The 18,053-nt window shown below is 45.6% G+C and carries 10 protein-coding genes; 9 read left to right on the plus strand and 1 reads right to left on the minus strand.

Features of this window, described 5'->3' with window-relative positions; all coding sequences use genetic code 11:
• Positions 1-289: 289 nt before the first annotated feature.
• Both QUA34_RS23615 and moeB read left to right on the plus strand, forming a co-directional pair.
• Complete coding sequence (locus QUA34_RS23615) at positions 290-769, plus strand: M67 family metallopeptidase (protein ID WP_333389471.1); 480 nt, start codon at positions 290-292, stop codon at positions 767-769.
• Positions 770-848: 79 nt separating this feature from the next.
• Positions 849-2,021, plus strand: coding sequence for a molybdopterin-synthase adenylyltransferase MoeB (gene moeB, locus QUA34_RS23620; protein ID WP_333325595.1), 1,173 nt, complete (start codon positions 849-851; stop codon positions 2,019-2,021).
• 211 nt (positions 2,022-2,232) lie between these two features.
• On the opposite strand, the gene alaS is transcribed toward moeB, so the two are convergent.
• Positions 2,233-4,884, minus strand: coding sequence for an alanine--tRNA ligase (gene alaS / locus QUA34_RS23625; protein ID WP_333389473.1), 2,652 nt, complete (start codon positions 4,882-4,884; stop codon positions 2,233-2,235).
• A gap of 745 nt (positions 4,885-5,629) precedes the next feature.
• On the opposite strand from alaS, the gene QUA34_RS23630 reads away from it, so the two are divergent.
• The 7 genes from QUA34_RS23630 to QUA34_RS23660 all read left to right on the plus strand — a co-directional run bounded on the left by QUA34_RS23630 (position 5,630) and on the right by QUA34_RS23660 (position 18,051).
• Positions 5,630-5,839 (plus strand): hypothetical protein, encoded by a 210-nt coding sequence (locus QUA34_RS23630; protein ID WP_333389474.1) that lies wholly within the window; start codon positions 5,630-5,632, stop codon positions 5,837-5,839.
• A 170-nt stretch (positions 5,840-6,009) separates the two neighbouring features.
• On the plus strand, positions 6,010-6,618 hold the full coding sequence (locus QUA34_RS23635) for a hypothetical protein (protein ID WP_333325589.1): 609 nt from the start codon (positions 6,010-6,012) through the stop codon (positions 6,616-6,618).
• A 6-nt stretch (positions 6,619-6,624) separates the two neighbouring features.
• Positions 6,625-9,324 (plus strand): OmpA family protein, encoded by a 2,700-nt coding sequence (locus tag QUA34_RS23640; protein WP_333389476.1) that lies wholly within the window; start codon positions 6,625-6,627, stop codon positions 9,322-9,324.
• A 32-nt stretch (positions 9,325-9,356) separates the two neighbouring features.
• Positions 9,357-9,863, plus strand: coding sequence for a Rab family GTPase (locus QUA34_RS23645; protein WP_445242839.1), 507 nt, complete (start codon positions 9,357-9,359; stop codon positions 9,861-9,863).
• On the plus strand, positions 9,860-11,416 hold the full coding sequence (locus tag QUA34_RS23650) for a PAS domain-containing sensor histidine kinase (protein ID WP_333389478.1): 1,557 nt from the start codon (positions 9,860-9,862) through the stop codon (positions 11,414-11,416). Before QUA34_RS23645 ends, QUA34_RS23650 begins: the two co-directional genes overlap by 4 nt.
• A 57-nt stretch (positions 11,417-11,473) precedes the next feature.
• Entirely contained in the window at positions 11,474-14,260 is a 2,787-nt protein-coding gene (locus QUA34_RS23655) for an adenylate/guanylate cyclase domain-containing protein (RefSeq protein WP_333389480.1), read from the plus strand.
• 83 nt (positions 14,261-14,343) lie between these two features.
• Complete coding sequence (locus QUA34_RS23660; RefSeq protein WP_333389482.1) at positions 14,344-18,051, plus strand: PAS domain S-box protein; 3,708 nt, start codon at positions 14,344-14,346, stop codon at positions 18,049-18,051.
• The last annotated feature ends 2 nt before the right edge of the window (positions 18,052-18,053 follow it).

Below are 18,053 nucleotides of genomic sequence, written 5' to 3' on the forward strand. Positions count from 1 at the left end.
GAGGAAATCTGTTCGTTGTCATCTTACAATTTTATTCTTGAAGCCCTATTCTATGCAGCTTCATATTAAATTGGTATTACTTTTTTGAATTCTTTCTCTTCGCTTTTCTTGTCTTGCTACCCTACCCTTCGGGAACCCCTGCGGGGAACGGGAACGGCTTCGCCGAAAGTGTCCTAGCGCTTACGCGCGGCTTCGCCTAACGCGTCTTCGCGGTTCGTAAAAAAAGCCCGTGAAGCGTAGCTATCCCGCAGGGAATCGCACTTTACAAAAAAAACTACAATAAAATCCTATGCAGTTGATCGCACTTTCCGACTCTCATATTTTATCCATGCGTACCCACGCCGAAAGCGCTTATCCTGAAGAATGCTGCGGTTTGTTGCTCGGTCGAGTTACTGGCGGTGTTAAAACTTTGGTAGAAGTTTGGCCGACTGACAATGCTTGGAGTTCTGAGGCTGAAGAGAATTGGCCTGAACAAAAAGGATTGACAGAAAGACGCAGATATGCTATTAAGCCCGAAGATATGTTGCGGGCGATGAAACACGGGCGCGATCGCAGTCTGGATATTATCGGTATATATCATTCCCATACGGATTGTCCCGCAGTGCCCTCAGAGTGCGATCGGACATTGGCATGGGCCCAATACTCTTACATCATTGTGTCCGTCCGACAAGGCTGTTCAGAAGACCTCCGCAGTTGGAGTCTTGACGGAGAGGGGAACTTTCAAGCAGAGGAAATTCTCCCAGTGGAACCGACCGAGATTAAGAAATAATTAGTAAAAATAACAAACACGTAAAAATGCGAAAGATTCAGATAGGATATAATTCAAAATCTGCGCTACACACAATATCATGCTAAATCCTAATCTGGACGAGATCCAGCTCAACAAACAAGAATACGAACGCTACTCTCGCCACCTGATCCTGCCAGAAGTTGGATTGGATGGGCAGAAGCGTCTCAAAGCTGCCAGCGTACTCTGCATCGGTACGGGAGGTCTCGGTTCGCCGCTGCTGCTGTATTTAGCAGCCGCCGGTGTTGGCCGCATTGGGATTGTGGACTTTGATGTTGTAGACCATTCTAATTTGCAGCGGCAAGTAATTCATGGCACTTCTTGGGTTGGGAAACCGAAGATTGAGTCGGCTAAAAATCGGATTTTAGAAATTAATCCTTTTTGCCAAGTTGATTTGTACGAAACTCGCGTTAGTTCGGAAAATGCGATCGACATTGCCACTCCTTACGATATCATTATCGACGGTACGGACAACTTCCCGACTCGCTATTTGATGAACGACGTTTGCGTGCTTTTAAACAAGCCCAACGTCTACGGTTCTATCTTCCGATTTGAAGGACAAGCAACAGTTTTCAACTACGAAGGCGGCCCGAATTATCGCGATTTGTACCCAGAGCCCCCGCCTCCTGGGATGGTTCCTTCTTGTGCAGAAGGCGGCGTTTTAGGCGTTTTGTGCGGAGTTGTCGGATCTATCCAAGCAACGGAAGCTATCAAAATTATCTTGGGTCAAGGCACTACTTTGAGCGGCAGATTGTTGCTTTACAATGCCTTAGATATGACTTTCCGGCAATTGAAACTGCGGCCTAATCCAGTGCGCCCGGTAATTGAAAAGTTAATCGATTACGAAGAATTCTGCGGCATTCCTCAATCAAAAGCGCAGGAAGCAAGTCAGCAAACGCAAATTCCTGAGATGACTGTCACGGAACTTAAGGAGTTAATCGACAGCGGTGCGAAGGATTTTGTATTGTTGGATGTTCGGAATCCCAATGAGTATCAAATTTGTCAAATTCCTGGGTCGGTTTTGGTTCCTTTGCCGGATATTGAACACGGCGCAGGTGTCGCTAAGGTCAAGGAATTGTTGAACGGCCATCGCTTGATTGCACACTGCAAAATGGGCGGGCGTTCTGCGAAGGCTTTGGGGATTTTGAAGGAAGCTGGAATTGAGGGGATTAATGTTAAGGGCGGGATTACTGCTTGGAGTGAAGAAGTAGACCCATCTGTACCTCAATATTAAGCTCAATCTTTTTCTGGGGCGGGTTTAGCTAATATCACGAGATACAAGCGAGTAGACTCTGGTCATTAGTGTCAACTTACGCTGAAAAACCTTTGTATCTTTCGTTCACAGCCGAGTCTAGAACCCTCTAAATTCCCCTTTTTTGAGGGGAATTTGACCTTTAGTAGTGAAGCAGGACACGGCAATGCCGTGTCCCTACAAAAAACGCAGATTACCCCAACCCTTCAACTAACAGATTCCGGGCACTTTCCAACGCTTCCTGCAACTTACTTGCATCGCGTCCCCCAGCTTGCGCCAAATTAGGCCGCCCGCCGCCTTTTCCGCCGCAAATTTGAGCAATTCCCCCGATAAACTTGCCAGCTTGCAATCCTTTCTTATTGACTTCTGGACTAAAAGCAGCCACCAAACTTACCTTGTCCGGTTCAGGAATTGATGCCAAAACAACCGCAGCATTTCCTAACTTTTGCTGCAATCTTTCCGCCGCAGTTTTCAGCGCTTCTGTATCTACATCTCCCAATTGGGCGACAATGATTTTGAACTCCCCGATCGCCTCCGCCGCACTCAGCAACTGGTCGGATTTTGCGATCGCCAATTCCGACTTGACAGCAGCCAAATGTTTCTGAGTATCCTTCAACTCATTCTGCAAATTAGTAATCCGGTTCGGCAATTCTTCGGGCTTCGCCTTAAATCGATCGCCCAAATCACGCACCACCTTATCCCGCACATTCAAATAGTCCAAAACAGCTTGACCGGAAACCGCTTCAATCCTGCGAGTTCCCGCCGCTACCCCCGCTTCGGAAACAATCTTAAACAGCCCGATTTCTGCGGTATTGCTGACGTGAGTTCCGCCGCACAATTCCATCGAAACGCCGGGAAAATCGATAACCCGCACCACGTCGCCGTACTTCTCGCCAAACATCGCAGTCGCGCCTTTTTCTCTCGCAAGGGCGATCGGCATTTCTGCAACGACCGCAGCGTGCGCCTCAGCAATCCAACTATTAATTAAATCCTCAATTTTCTGCAACTCTTCTGCTGTGACAGCGCGCGGAGAATTGAAATCAAACCGCAATCTTTCTGACGATACCAGCGAACCAGCTTGCGAAATCGAATCATCCACAATTTTCCGCAAAGCTGATTGTAATAAGTGAGTTGCTGTGTGGTTAGCCTGAATTCGGCGGCGACCGCTATTGTCAATCTTCGCAGTAATACTATCGCCCACTCTCAGCGTTCCCCGTTCCACCAAGCCGAAATGCACGAAGAAATCCGATTCCTTCTTCACATCCTCAACTCTTACTAACAAACCATCACCATTATCTCCGCTTTTCAAATAACCTTTATCTCCAATTTGTCCGCCGGATTCAGCATAAAACGGCGTTTGGTTCAAAACAACTTGTACCTCAGTGCCGGCGGCTGCTTCTTCCACAGATTTGCCGTCAACTAAGATAACTTCCACCTCAGCTAAACTCGACAATTCAGCATAACCGACAAACTCAGTTCCCTGGATTGTTTCAGCCAACTTATCCAAAGAACCCTGCACGGTTAAATCGATTGTTTGGCGAGCATCTTTAGCGCGAGTTTGCTGTTCCTTCATCGCCGCTTCAAATCCGTCCAAATCCACAGAAATTCCCTGTTCCTCAGCAATTTCTTGAGTCAGTTCTAAAGGGAAACCGTAGGTATCGTAAAGAGTGAAAGCATCTTGACCGCTGATTTGTTGGTTTGCTTGCTGTTTTGTACGATCGACAATTTCCTCCAGCAGCTTCTCTCCGCGTTCCAAAGTCTTGAGAAACTGCGCTTCTTCCCTTGCCAATTCCGCCTTAATTTGAGCTTCCCGCTGCCGCACGTTCGGATAAGCAGCTTCCGAAAGGGCGATCGCACTTTCAGCCACCCGCACCGTAAATTCGCCCTGAATTCCAATCAGTCGCCCGTGGCGCACCACCCGGCGAATCAACCGCCGCAAAATGTAACCTCGACCAACATTCGACGCGCGAATTTCGTCCGCAATCATGTGCACCACAGCCCGAATATGGTCGCCAATTACTTTCAGCGAAACCTTGACTTTTTCATCGCTATTGTGGTAATCAATCCCGGCAAGTTCCGCCGCCGATTGAACGATCGGAAAAATCAAATCTGTTTCGTAATTATTGGGGACTTTCTGGAGGATTTGCGCCATCCGTTCCAGTCCCATGCCAGTATCAATATTTTGATTTTGCAGCGGTGTTAAATTGCCCTCTGCATCTTTATTGTACTGCATGAAAACCAGGTTGTAGAATTCAATAAACCTGGTATCATCTTCGAGGTCAATATTGTCGCCTCTCTCTGGGTGGAAATCATAGTAAATCTCTGAACACGGGCCGCAGGGGCCAGTCGGGCCGGATTGCCAGAAATTGTCATCTTCTCCCATGCGTTGAATGCGATCGCCCGGAATGCCAATTTCATCGCGCCAAATCGCAAAAGCTTCGTCATCTTCTCGGAAAACACTAACAACCAAATTAGACGCTGGTAAACCGAAAACTTCCGTGGAAAGTTCCCACGCCCAGGCGATCGCCTGTTTCTTGAAATAATCCCCGAAACTGAAATTACCCAACATTTCAAAAAACGTGTGGTGGCGGGCGGTGCGGCCGACGTTTTCGATGTCGTTGGTGCGGATGCACTTTTGAGAAGTGGTGGCGCGCGGTGATTCGGCGGCGCGCTGTCCGAGAAATATCGGCTTGAATTGTAGCATTCCGGCGATCGTCAGCAACACTGTCGGATCTTCGGGTACCAAAGAAGCACTCGGCAATATCTTATGTCCCCGCTGGGCGTAAAAGTCGAGGAATGTTTGGCGGATTTGGCTGCCACTGAGAAACTTAGGAGAAATAGACATGACAAGAAGTGTTAAGTATGTAAAGATGTAGCAACAATAGAATTTATAGGACTTTTGCACGGGTGTCCAGAAACCGGGTTTTTAAACCAAAATACTTGCTTAAAATCCTCAATCTCGGTGAAAAAACCCGGTTTCTTTGTTTGGAGTGCGTGAGTGCTAACTTACATCTATTTGGATATTCATATCATTATACTTAGTAATGTAAAGACCTATCAAGTTTTGCAAATTGTGCTTTACTCCTCGGAAAGCTCGTGCTAACTTAATAATAGACACCGGGACAGGAAGAGAAAGGAGGTCGCTATATTTAGAAAGAAAGTTCGAGGATATAGACATGGTGTCTCCGGTCTAGATTCCCAGGCGCAGCAGAAATTAACCGAACACAACTTGCAATAGTGGCGAACTGCAGATCGAGCAGTCAAGCCAAACCGCAGTCGAGTCAGACTTAGTTGTAGTTGCGGATTAACAGTAAAGCTGCACAAGTTGTACACCCTAGTAAGTAAAAGTTCTCCACCGGAAACACATCTCGTTTGTTAGAAAAAACAAAGTTCTCGTATTATTGGGTCTGGTCGCTGTCGATCGGGCCCTATGAATTTTTATAGGGCGATCGCAGGAGATGAGGCTTCGAGGGGGAGAGAGGGGCCGAGTTCGGCTGTATAAGTGCTTTCTGCTCAAAGGCAACATCCCTCGGAGTTGATCGGCGATCAATCTGTGCAGCTTTTGAGTTATATATTATATATAATGCGACGTGGAGCAAGCCCGCCCGCTTTTGGCCGGGACTCAAGCGCTGTGGTATGAGGCACTGTCAAGATGCGATATCATTGAGGATGTCAGTCAAGACATTAAAACCTACCCCGCTGTGCTCTATAGCAGCAAAATCTACGCTTCTATGAGCTTGCTGCAAGCCAAGGATAGCAAACCGCCATTTTTGGTGACAAGACCAGGCTCAAAAATTTGAATCTCAGGATATTTAGAGTCAAAACTCTAAAATATCCCATCCCCGACGCAGGGGTGAGAGTTCAAAAAATAAAAGCCCGCCCACTCAAAAAAGCTAGTGTCGCCAACAACTGTCGTAAATCACTAGCACACTTCTTAAACCCACAATCTGCGGAAATTATAGGTACAAGCATGGCCGAAATAACTAAAGAAGAAATGCGCGAACGGCTGGGAAATATCGACCAGATCCGGGATATAATTTTCGGAGCGCAGCTTAGAGAATACGACAATCGCTTCGATAAAATAGATTCCGACTTGTCGATGATGCAGCAAGATATGCAAACTCGCATTGAACAGGTGAAAACAGTTCTGTCCGCAGAAATGAAGGCGGCAGTTGATTCGTTAGAAAAGAAAGTTAAATCGCTCACCTCAAACACCCAAGAAGAAAGCGCAGACATCCGTCAGCAAGTCGATCGCATTAACCGCAAATTCTCCAGCAGCATGGAAGCCCTCGACGAGGCGATAGACAATCAAACCAGTTCGCTTCGTGACGAACTCTCCCAAACCAGAGAGCGACTATCTGAAGAAACCCGCACTTTGAAAACACAGGTTTTTGAAGAGCTCGATCGTCGCTTTTCTATGCTCAGAGATGTTAAAGTTTCCAGAGACGACATGGCAGAAATTCTGTTTGAACTCGGCATGAGGCTCAAAGGAACAGAATTTGTACCCGAACTTAAAGGCGTTGCGGATAATAAGTTAAATACCGAATTTCTGTTGCCGGAGCGCCACCATAACGGATAATAACGCATGGCTTTACCGAAAGAAAATCCGGCTGACGAAAATGAGTTAGAGGGTTTTGTTTCTCAACCTGACGAGTCTGCTGCTGATGCAGCAACCCAGCTAGAACCCTTGCTGAATCTGTTAGTCGATCTCAAAATTATTGCAGGTTCCAACCAGCAAAATGCAGAGCCCGAAGGTGACAGCAGTGGCGAAAATAATCAAGCTGGGGCCCTCGGCGGGTTGATGGATTTGTTAGGTATTTCTGAGCAAGCGCCAGAGGAAGTTGCAGCGAGTGTACCCGAAACTGGATCTCGCCAACCCGAGTCTAGCGATGCCCCGTCTGTTGCAGACGAGTTCAAAAGTTTGCTATTCGCTACTCACAAACTCAACACTTCCGAACTGGAAAAAGACTATTCCTCAGCTAAAACTATAGATGTTTCCGCGATCGCCCAGCCGGATTTGGAGGAGGAATCAAAGCCTGTCGAAGAATTGTCTAACTTGACAATGAAAGATTCTCTACAGTACGTACAGGCTGAAGAATCCCACAAGTTCGATCGGCATTTACAGGATGTTTCCGCTTCCGAAACTGAGTCAAAATCCTCGGAAATTCCCGATAATCCCATAGTTTCCACAGTCTCCAATCCACTAGAAACTGGATATTTAGATGCTGCGATGGCTTCGGCTCTAGAAATCCCAAACTTACTAGAACAGCCGACAGAAATATTAGGCCAAATTAAACAGGACTTAAATGAAGCCGACAGCGCGATGGAAACGCTGCAAAATCTGATTTTCGGCTCAAAAATATCAGATATCGAGCAAGTCAAAAATCTGCTGGCAGAAAACGATTTGCCGGGGGTGCGCCACCTGATGGCGACAATCGACGATAAATTAGGAAAATTGGAGCACCAAATCTACGAGCCCCAAGAGTTGATTGAGTTGATGTTGCCTTGGATCGCAGAAATTCTCAGCCGCAAAATTGCTGATTCCAGAGAAGAAGTTGTCAAGGCGATCGTGCCCATTATTGACGAAGTGATTAGGGCAAAAACTCAGGAAAACAAGTCGGCAATGAGTGCAGCAATAGCTGAGCTGCTTCCCGACGCACTTGCTCAACAAATCGTGAATTCCCCAGCGGATATTGCTAAGGCGATCGCCCCAGAAATCGGTCTGGCAATTAAAGAGCAAATTCGCCTTGACCAAGAGTCGATCGCTCAAGCCCTCGCCCCGGAAATGGGCAAAGCGATTACAGCCCAAATTGAACTCGAACGCGACGCAATGGTGGATGCCCTCTATCCCGTAATTGGCAATACTATTGCCAGATACATGGCAGAAGCTATCAAGACAATCAATGAAAAAGTGTCAAATGCCCTCAGCGTCGAAGGAGTTCAGCGCAAAATTCGCTCCAAAGTACAAGGAGTCTCCGAAGCCGAATTAATCCTCAAAGAATCAGTACCATTTACCATCCAAGCAGCATTCTTAATTCACAAAGCATCAGGCTTAATAATTTCCGAAGTTCAAAACTCAGAAACCTACCAGTTAGAATCAGAAATGGTAGCAGGAATGCTCACAGCTATTCGCAGCTTCGTTAACGAGTGCATCGTGCAGCCCGGAGAAGTTTCCGAACTCAATCAAATTGAATACGGCGACTCAAAAATTATGCTCGAAGTAGCGGGATACTGCTACATGGCAGTCGTGATTAAAGGAGAACCGTCACATTCGTTCATCAACAAAATACGACAAACCGTTACTAATCTTATCCTTAATTATGCTCAAGTAATTCACGAGTTTAACGGCGATCCCGGTACTATACCAGAGTCGCTGCACCCGTTCATACAAAGTTTATTCGATCCGCTGCAAAGGAAAAAATCAACAAAACCCCCGATCGCCCTAGCGGGTATCGGTTTAGTCGCCCTGAGCTTAATCTTAGTACCTTGGGGAAGTTATCAGTACCGCAGCAGCGTTGACCGTCGCCTCGAGGCAAATGCCGTCGCAGCTTTAGCCTCGACTCCCGAATTAGCAGTTTACCGCTTAGATGTTGCAGTAGATGGCAAAACTTTAAAGCTAAGCGGAAAGTTGCCAAATCAAGAATTGCGGACACGAGCCGAAAAAATAGTCGCATCAACTGCACCAAAATTGCAATTAGATAATAGAATATTAGCTGTAGATGTGCCCCCCGATCCAGTTTTGACGGCGGCCGAGGTGCAGCGGATTACCGCTGTTTTGAATCAGAAAGAGGGCGTTTCTATTTCTACGGGCTATGGCGATCGTAAAGTGACTGTAGAAGGTACAGTTAGAGACGGTGCAGAGGCACAGAAAATAGGTCAGTCGATGAAGCAAATTCCCGGCGTTCAATCGGTGATTAGCACAGTTAAATTAGAGCCGCTGAAAATTACCACCCGCATCTACTTCCAGCAAGGAATGGCAACATTAGACTCAACATACGGAGAAATGATCGCCAGTGTCAAAAATTTCATGGATCAATATCCTCAAAAACAGATTAAGATAATTGGGCACAGCGATCGAAGCGGAGAACTTGCTACAAATCAACAGTTGTCGCTGAAGCGTGCCGCAGCAGTGCGAGATGCTTTAGTGCAGCAAGGTGCTGACCCAAAGCGCCTCCAAACGGTTGGCATCCCCCATCCTCCTGGCGACGTGGAACCCAATCAACCACGACTTTTAAGCAGATGCGTGGTATTTGAACCAATAACTAAGACCATAAAAAGTAAATAATTATGTCAGTTGCTATATCTAAAAAAATGTGTATGATCGGCGATTTTGGCGTGGGTAAAACTAGCCTAATCCGCCGTTTTGTAGATCGGCAATTCAGCGACCAATACCTCTCCACTGTGGGAGTAAAAATTTCCAGCAAAATCGTAGAGTTAGAAGGGGTCAAACAGCGGGAAAACGTGACTGCAAAGTTGCTGATTTGGGACTTAGAAGGACATACAAAATTCAAAGGAATAGCACCGACTTACTTGCAGGGAGCTAGCGGCGTTTTAATAGTTGCCGATGTCAGCCGCTCCGAAACAGTTGAGCGAATCTCCGAACACATTCAGCTTTATTCTTCAGTCAATCCTAAAGGGTCAATTATCGTCGCTTTGAACAAAGTAGACTTGATTGACGAGGAAAAATTGGCGCTGCTAGTGGAAATGTCCCATTCGATAGGTCAAGACAAAGTAATAGGAGTTTACACGACATCTGCTAAAACAGGCAAAGACGTTGACGAAATTTTCTACAAACTAGCTTACACAATGGTAGAACAAGTATGAATCCACTGTTAAGAAAGCTGTTAGGCCCGCGACAAACACAGTATTTTCTAGTAAATCACCATTTCATCATTCAGGAAACCTCCGCCGAAGTGCAGCATTATGCCGATATTCCGGGCGACGCTATACCCGGTGCAGATGCTCGCCTGAGTTTTCCCGAACTGATTGGCATTGAAAATATCCTCATGTCTATCATTATGGGACGGCTGCCGGGTTTTGAAGTCAAAGGTATCGCTCGGTTTGCCGACCAGAACCGCCCTTTATACTTTGATATGTTGGCTATCAAATATGAAGAGGAACAAGAAGAGGTGCCAAGTAAATTGCTAATTTTGATTGAAGATACCACCGAAAAGATGGTAATGAAGCAATCGTTGATTCAGAGGGCGAATGAAGCTAATCTTTTGGTTAGTGCCTTAGCCGCTTCTAAAGATTATATAGATAAAGTTATTCGTTCGATGGGCGATGCTTTGTTGGTGACAACAACATTAGGAACTATCAAAACTGTCAATCAATCGGCACAATGGTTATTTGGGTACAGCGAAGCAGAATTGATCGGCAACCCACTGTCTTTAATAGTAGTCGAAGAAAAATTAATTTACCAAGCTCGCCACCGCTATATTTTGTCTCAGAAAGAGCTGCGTAGAGAACTAGAAATAGTCTGCACTACTAAAGCAGGAGAAGAAATTTGGGTAGAATTTTCCTGTGCGGCAATTCAGACAGAATTACAGGAACTTTACGATTTCATCTATGTCGGCAGGGACATCACAGAACGCAAACAACAAGAAAGAGAAATTCGCGGCTCTTTGGCAAAAGAGCAAGAACTCAGACAGGTAAAATCTCGTTTTTTCTCGATGATTGCTCACGAATTCGCCAATCCTTTAAGTACAGTATTATTTGCGACTAAAATCCTCCAAGACTACGGCGACGAAATCACCCACGCGGAAAAACAACAATACCTGCAACACGTTAAATCAGCATCTCAACAAATGGCTCAGCTATTAGATGACGTGCGGTTACTCAGCAGCGCCGAAGCCGGAAAACTCGAATTCTATCCCGCACCAGTCAACTTAAAAAATTTTTGCAGCGAGTTAGTAGAATCAATTAAAATTAGTTATGGAAAAAATCATACAATTAACTTTATTTATCAAGAATTAGTTACGCCCCCGCAAAAAAATGATACTGACTCGCAGGAAACGGAACAGTTGCCCGTACTAGATGCAAAATTGCTGCGGCACATTTTGACAAATTTGCTGTCAAATGCTGTCAAATATTCGCCCCTCGACAGCCATATTTATTTTGAATTAAATTGTCAGAATAATGAAGAAGCTATATTTAAAATTAAAGACGCAGGCATTGGCATTCCTCTAGAAGACCAAGAACAACTATTTGAATCTTATTATCGAGCCAAAAATGTCGGAAAAATACCCGGTACAGGACTGGGTTTATCCATAGTCAAGCAGTGTGTAGATTTGCACGGAGCTCAAATCGAATTTTCCAGCGAGATAGGGGTAGGCACTACCTTTATAGTCAGCATTCCATTTAAGAAACAGAGATAAATAGATTGATTTTAGATAATTCGATCCAAAGGGCGCATTCACTACTAAGAATCTCACATGAAAACCCTGTTAAAAAAACTGTTAGTTCCCCACCACTTGGAGTACCTAGCACTGGATAAAGATTTTTTAATCCAAGAAATCTCTCTGCAAGTGCAGCGGTTTGCCGACTGTCCCGAAGAAGTAGTCGCCGGCAAGGATGTCCGCATTCCCTTTCCAGAATTGGTGGGAACTGAAGAAATTTTAATCGATATTTTTGAAAAACGTTTGCCAAATTTTGAATTAAAAGCGATGACGCGACTATTAGAAAATGGTTCGCGGCTTTATTTTGATATGTATATCGTGGAGTTCACCAATGACGAGAATTATCAGAGATTAATTATATTTTTTCAAGACGTAAGCGACAGGATGGCTTTAGAACAAACTCTCGTCCAAGCTACCAATGAAATGGATATTTTATTGAGTACCTTAGCGGCTACTAATAATTATGTTGAAAAAATTATTAGTTCAATGGCCGAAGTTTTGTTGGTAACAACAGCATCGGGAAAGATTAAAAAAGTCAATCAAGCTGCTCAAGATTTGTTCGGTTACAGCGAATCAGAATTAGTAGGCCAGCAAATAGACGCTCTTGCTGCTTTTGGCTCCTCTTTGCAAGCAGTTAGCCAAGATGAGCCTCAACAATCGCAAACTCACGCGGAAGTAATTTGCACGGCAAAAACCGGAGAAAAGCTAACAGTTTCGTTTTCCTGTACGGCGATTTCGACTGACATTAAAGGTATTTCTGGCTCTGGGCCCGCCCTTCAAGATTTCGTTTACATCGGCCGCGATGTCACAGATAGACAGCGCGCCCGCAAGCGACAAATAACTCAGTACGTCGCCACTCGCATCCTGTCGGCATCCGAAACAATCAAAAAAGCTATAGCAGCAATTCTCCCCGTAATTTGCGACAGTTTGGGATGGGATACCGCCGAACTTTGGATGCCAGAAGCTGGGGAAAAACTGCTGTCAGAAACTAAGAGAATAACTGCAGTGTCCGACCCCAATTTGCTTCGCTGTGTCGCCAGTTGGACAAAACGCTCACTTTCTATCCCTAAATTTGTCGAATTTACCGAACAAATGACTTGTGCGTTTGGCGAAGGATTGCCCGGTTTCGTTTGGGCCAGCGGTTCCTCTCAGTGGATTGCAGATGTCACAAAAAGCGACAGTTGTCTGCGTCGAGAAATTGCTGCTGAAGAAGGACTGCACGGAGCTTTTGGTTTCCCAATTTTGGGCGGCTACGAGCCGGAAAAATCTGCAAAGTCTGTTTTGGGGGTGATAATTTTCTTCAGTCGCGAAGTGCAGTATTTTGATGAAGAATTGCTCCAGACAATGGCAACAATCGGTAGCCAAATCGGTCAATTTATCCAGCGTAAGCAAGCGGAAATAGCTTTGCGGGAAAGCGAAGAACAACTGCGAGACTTATTTGAAAATGCTACTGATTTGATTCAAAGTATAGGAGCGGACGGTCATTTTTTGTATGTGAATCGGGCTTGGCGGGAAACTCTGGGCTACAGCGAAGCAGAAATTGCTCAAATGACTGTTTTTGATATTATTCATCCGAACAGTTTCCCCGAAAGTTTGGATATATTATATCAAGCTATCACTCAAAAAACAGTCAATGAAAATACATTATATCCAGACTCAATTGAACTAATATTTGTTACTAAACATTATGAAAAAATTTTGCTAGAAGGTAGCATAAGCTGTAAATTTGCGGCAGGTTCGCTAGTAGCAATTCGCGCTATTTTGCGAGACATTACTGCTCGAAAAATGGCCGAAGACGCCCTAGCAAAATCTGTGTCCCTGCTGCTAGCAACTTTTGATTCTACTGCGGACGGTATTTTAGCGATTGACAGGAGCGGAAAAATTGTCACTTTCAATCGACAATTTGTGGAAATGTGGGGCATACCCGATGAAGTGATGGCACTGCGAGACGACGCCACAACGATCGCCTTTGTCCTGAACCAACTCAAAGACCCCCAAGCATTCCAAGAGAGAATAGAATCGCTTTACGATCAGCCAGAAGCCGAAAGTTACGACTTGTTGGAATTTCAAGACGGCAGGTTTTTTGAACGCTATTCGCAACCGCAGCGGCTGGGAGATACAATTATCGGCAGAGTCTGGAGTTACCACGACATTACGGAACGCAAACAAGCAGAAGATGCTCTGCGGGAAGAACAAGAAAAATCAGAAAAGCTGCTGTTAAATATCTTGCCCAAGGCAATAGCAGAACGCCTCAAGCAAAACGAAACTACTATTGCCGAATACTTTCCTGAAGTGACTGTTTTGTTCGCAGACATTGTGGGGTTTACTACTTTGTCTGCCGTCATGAATCCGATCGACCTTGTGGAGATCCTAAATAAGATTTTCTCAGGATTCGACCTTTTGTGCGAACAGCACGGCCTAGAGAAAATCAAGACCATCGGCGACGCATACATGGCGGTGGGAGGGCTCCCTGAACCTAGGGCAGACCACGCAGAGGCGATCGCCCAAATGGCGCTAGATATGCAAGCAGAAATAGCCCGATTTAATGCTAGCCATAATAAATATTTCAGCATCCGCATCGGCATTCACAGCGGCCCGGTTGTTGCCGGAGTAATTGGCATAAAAAAGTTTATTTACGATTTGTGGGGCGACACAGTAAATATTGCTTCTCGCATGGAATCTCACGGTTTGCCTTGGCGGATTCAAGTCAGCGAAACTACTTATAAGTTATTGGAACACAAATATGTATTTCAGGAGCGGGGAACTATTGAAGTTAAGGGCAAAGGGGGAATGAAAACTTATATTCTCCTTGGCCTAAAATAAGGCAGCTCATCATTCATCAGTCATCTGGCTGATGACGAAAAGAGTTGCTAAAGTTAATTAGCAATACTTTTTGACCAAGACTAATGGAACTTGCTAATTTGTCGGCCAATTTACGATCGCCCGACGAAGCTGTCGATCGCCACCCTGTGACGGTTGATCCCTCAACTTCGCTCCCAGAGGCGATCGCCCTGATGCGTCGGACGAGCAACCCCTGCCCACTGCCTAATTCACCTGCACTTCCCGACTCAAACGAAACTGTAAAAGCATCGATTAATTGCGTCTTAGTTGTCGATGAAAATCAGCTAGTCGGACTGCTAAGCTCGGAAGATGTGCTGAACTTAGCCGCGGCCGAATACGGATGGCAAGGCATGAAAGTTGCCGAGGCAATGACGCGGAATTTAATTGTCTTACAAGAATCAAAATTTACAGATATTACTACTGCATTCAAGCTATTTTGTCAATACTCGATCGACTACTTGCCAATTGTAGATGAAGGGGGCCAGCTCGTAGGTTTAATCAGTGAAAAAAGTATTCGCCCAGCAATGTATAGCTGGATAGAGGCACTGCATCAAGAAGTGGCAAAACTCCAGGAACAATGCGAACTGTTAGAGGGTAATTGTGAACTAGAAAAAGTCAGCGATCGCCAAAATGCCGAAAATGCCATGCGGCAGAGCGAGGCGCGCTACCTGGCGATTGTGGAAGACCAAACCGAACTGATTTGCCGCTACCTCCCCAACGGTAAAATAACTTTTGTCAATCAAGCTTACTGCCGTTATTTCGGCCTGCAGCAGTTCGACTTACTCGGCAAATGCTTCATGTCGCTACTGCCAGAAGCAGACCGAGAAATTTTTCAACAGCAATATACTTCTGTGTCTCCCGAAAACCCTATTTTTACCTGCGAACATCGAGTAATTTTGCCGAGCGGGGAAATTCGCTGGCAGCAGTGGATCGATCGGGCTATATTCAACGAGAGCGGACAAATCGTCGAGTATCAAGCAGCAGGCCGGGATGTCACGGATCGCAAACAAGCAGAAATCGCTTTGCAGCAGCTCAATGCAGAGTTAGAACGGAGAGTGCAGCAGCGGACACAATGGTACGAAATGGCAGTATCGGCAGGCAAAGTGGGGGTTTGGGACTGGAATTTGGAAACCGACGAAATCTATATTGCTCCGTCTTTGAAAGCTTTGTTGGGCTATCAGGACGCAGAGATTCCTAACCGCATGGAAAATTGGGCGTCTCACGTTCATCCCGACGATCGAGTTGCCGTCGAGGAAGCAGTAAATGCTTATCTAGAGGGTGTGACAGAAATTTATGAAGTAGAACACCGGATGGTGCGTAAAGACGGCAGCACCTGCTGGATACTTGCCCGCGGCAGCGCGATCCGATCGGCTTCTGGCAAGGCATTACGCCTGACTGGCACTGACACCGACATTACCGATCGCAAATTGACCGAAGAAAAACTTCAAAACTCCGAAGCCGAACTGCTGGCGCTGTTTAACGCCATGACGGATATCGTGCTGGTTTTCGACGCAAGCGGTCGCTACCTCAAAATCGCCCCCACGGCTCCCGAACTGCTGTACAAACCTGCTCCGGAAGTGCTGGGCAAAACCCTCGCCGAAATCTTCCCAGAAGCGGAAGCTAATTTTGCCCTGGCCCACATTCGCCAAACATTGGCATCTGGGGAAACCCACAGAGTTGAATACAGGATGGAAATTGGCTGCAAATTATTTTGGTTTGATGCCAGTATTTCGCCACTGGATTGTGATCGGGTGATGTGGGTAGCCCGAGACATTACCGCTCGCAAACACGCAGAAGCTGCATTGCAAAAGAGTGAGGAAAAGTTTCGCAACTTATTTGACGATGCTCCGATCGCGCTTGGTTTGGCAAGCGTGCGCGACTACCGCACGATCAAAGTGAATGAAGCTCACCGCCAGATGTTGGGCTACAGCGATTCGGAGTTGGCTAGCATGACTTTTAGTGAACTCACGCATCCAGAAGATCTACACGCAGATGTAGAGGAAGTCAAGCAGTTGATCTGCGGCAAGATTTCTCGCTTCCAAAGGGAAAAACGCTTGATTAAGAAGAATGGCGAGCTGATGTGGGCAAACTTGACAGTGACGCTGATCCGCGATCGCGAGGGCATTCCTCTCTACAGTATGGGGGCGATCGAAGATATCAGTTATCGTAAGCGAGCAGAAATGGAATTTCAGCAGTTAAAAGAACGCCTGCAATTTTTGCTGGGTTCTAATCCGGCGGTAATTTTTACCGCCGCACCGACGGGGGACTTTTGTACTACTTACATCAGCGACAACGTTCAGACAATCGTTGGCTACGATCCCCAAGAATTGTTAGCAGATTGTAAATTTTGGTCGAGCCGGATTCACCCTGAAGATCGACCACAATTTCTAGTGAATTTTTTGGATTTGTCCGAGGAAAAAAATTGCATTTGCGAGTATCGTTTTCTACACCAAGACGGAAGTTACCGCTGGCTAAGGACGGAACTAAAATTATTGGTTGACAGCATGGGCATTCCGATCGAAATTATTGGTTATGCCGCTGATATTAGCAATTCTAAATACGCCGAACTCGCTAGGGGGCAGCAGTTCGAGCAAGAACGGCTTGTGGAGGCGATCGCCCGTCGTGTCCGCCAGTCTTTGCAATTAGAGGAAATTCTCAACACCACGGTTGCCGAACTCCAGCAAGTATTATTAGCCGATCGAGTTTTGGTTTATCAACTTTTACCCAAAAGCGGCGGGCGAGTCATTGCTGAAGCCGTGGCAGAAGGATGCAGCCAACTCGTAGATAGATGTTTTGGCGAAGAGGTTTTTCCCCCTGACAGTTATCAGCTTTATTTGCAAGGGCGAATTTCTGCAATTTCCGAACTAGATTCTCCCAGCATTACACCTTGTGTGATGGAGTTTATGAAACAAATTCAAGTTAAGGCAAAGTTAGTAGTGCCGATTATTCAGCACAGCAAACTTTGGGGATTGCTGATTGCCCACCAATGCGATCGGCCTCGTGATTGGAAAGAATGGGAAATCAATTTATTTCAGCAGTTGGTGAATCAATTGGCGATCGCCATTCAGCAATCTTTACTTTACCAGCAACTGCAAGCTGAACTGAACGACCGCAAACAAGCGGAAGCAAATTTAAAAAACTCCCTCAGAGAAAAAGAAATTTTGCTCAAAGAAATTCACCACCGCGTCAAAAACAACCTCTGCGTGGTGGCTAGTCTGTTAGAATTGCAATCGAACACAGTTGCCGACCCGCAAGTAAGCAAAATGTTTGAAGAAAGTCAGAATCGCCTTTATTCTATGGCTCTGATTCACGAAAAACTGTACCGTTCGACTAATTTAGCGCAAATTAATTTTGGTGAATATCTCGAAGATTTGGTAAGTAATTTGTTTCACTCTTACAATATTAGCAACAACCAAATTCAGTTGCAGGTATTAGCTGAGCCAATTTCCCTAAATCTTGAAACCGCTACTCCCTGCGGTTTAATTGCCAATGAATTGGTTTCAAATACGCTGAAACACGCTTTTCCTGATGGCACAACTGGTACAGTTAGTGTAGAATGTTATCAAACGGGCGATCGAGAAATCAACCTCTTAGTTAAGGACAACGGCATTGGCTTTCCTCAAAACTTAGATTTTCGGAAAACTCACTCGATGGGGTTTCAAGTTGTCTGCACTTTAACCGAGCAGTTAGAAGGAACCATCGAAATATCCAGAGAATTTGGTACATCCTTTCACTTAAAATTTAACGAGTTAAACTACTTTCAAAGATTGTAAGA

Origin of the sequence: Microcoleus sp. POL10_C6 (genome assembly GCF_036701585.1) — a bacterium.
In the GTDB taxonomy this organism is placed as follows: domain Bacteria; phylum Cyanobacteriota; class Cyanobacteriia; order Cyanobacteriales; family Microcoleaceae; genus Microcoleus.

Excerpts from the sequence above, each read along its gene's own strand:
- QUA34_RS23615 (WP_333389471.1), top strand. The coding sequence starts at position 290 with ATGCAGTTGATCGCACTTTCCGACTCTCATATTTTATCCATGCGTACC.
- moeB (WP_333325595.1), top strand. The coding sequence starts at position 849 with ATGCTAAATCCTAATCTGGACGAGATCCAGCTCAACAAACAAGAATAC.
- alaS (WP_333389473.1), bottom strand. The coding sequence starts at position 4,884 with ATGTCTATTTCTCCTAAGTTTCTCAGTGGCAGCCAAATCCGCCAAACA.
- QUA34_RS23635 (WP_333325589.1), top strand. The coding sequence starts at position 6,010 with ATGGCCGAAATAACTAAAGAAGAAATGCGCGAACGGCTGGGAAATATC.
- QUA34_RS23640 (WP_333389476.1), top strand. The coding sequence starts at position 6,625 with ATGGCTTTACCGAAAGAAAATCCGGCTGACGAAAATGAGTTAGAGGGT.
- QUA34_RS23645 (WP_445242839.1), top strand. The coding sequence starts at position 9,357 with ATGATCGGCGATTTTGGCGTGGGTAAAACTAGCCTAATCCGCCGTTTT.
- QUA34_RS23650 (WP_333389478.1), top strand. The coding sequence starts at position 9,860 with ATGAATCCACTGTTAAGAAAGCTGTTAGGCCCGCGACAAACACAGTAT.
- QUA34_RS23655 (WP_333389480.1), top strand. The coding sequence starts at position 11,474 with ATGAAAACCCTGTTAAAAAAACTGTTAGTTCCCCACCACTTGGAGTAC.
- QUA34_RS23660 (WP_333389482.1), top strand. The coding sequence starts at position 14,344 with ATGGAACTTGCTAATTTGTCGGCCAATTTACGATCGCCCGACGAAGCT.